Here is a 537-nt window from a genome sequence, read left to right as displayed (position 1 = left end):
TATACTTATGAGACAATACCTGCTGGTAGTAACTGGTGGAAAGAAACATGGAATATGTTCACAAATCCCAACAGTGTTCACACATGTCTTGGACATGCGAATGCTATGTGCAACATACTTTATGGCACATCTCATCTAGAACAAAAACCTTGAATTAGATCATGGAGAAAAAAATGAAACAAACCTTAAAATTATTAAGTGCGATAACTCTGTTGAGTATAGCTGGGTGCCAGTTTAATAAAACTCCCACATCTTCTATAGGGGCATGGGAAAAACCAGGAGCAGATTTTACTGAGATAGGAAAAGCCTTGTTAGAATGTGGCATGCCAACACCTTATGATGCAGATCCAGAAAATCAAAATCGCAGTTTCAATCAAATGGCAACCATTGATGCTTGCATGCTTCAAGCAGGGTTCAACTATAAATATGATGTGGGGGGGGGGTGGTGTGGAAACCATAAAGCCGAAAATCTCCCGATTTGTCGTCCTGGCGCTGTCATACCACAGCGCAGTGTCAAGAAGCGCTTAAACAGCCCGT

Annotated in this window: 1 protein-coding gene; it reads left to right on the top strand. The window is 41.5% G+C overall.

Annotated elements, in window-relative coordinates; all coding sequences use genetic code 11:
- Positions 1 to 173 precede the first annotated feature (173 nt).
- On the top strand, positions 174 to 537 hold a 364-nt coding region (locus ACFIJ7_RS09845; protein WP_375645224.1), incomplete at its 3' end, for a hypothetical protein.

The organism is Bartonella sp. MR100HLJHH (genome assembly GCF_042194215.1).
GTDB lineage: Bacteria > Pseudomonadota > Alphaproteobacteria > Rhizobiales > Rhizobiaceae > Bartonella > Bartonella grahamii.
This window is presented reverse-complemented; position numbering and strand designations above follow the sequence as displayed.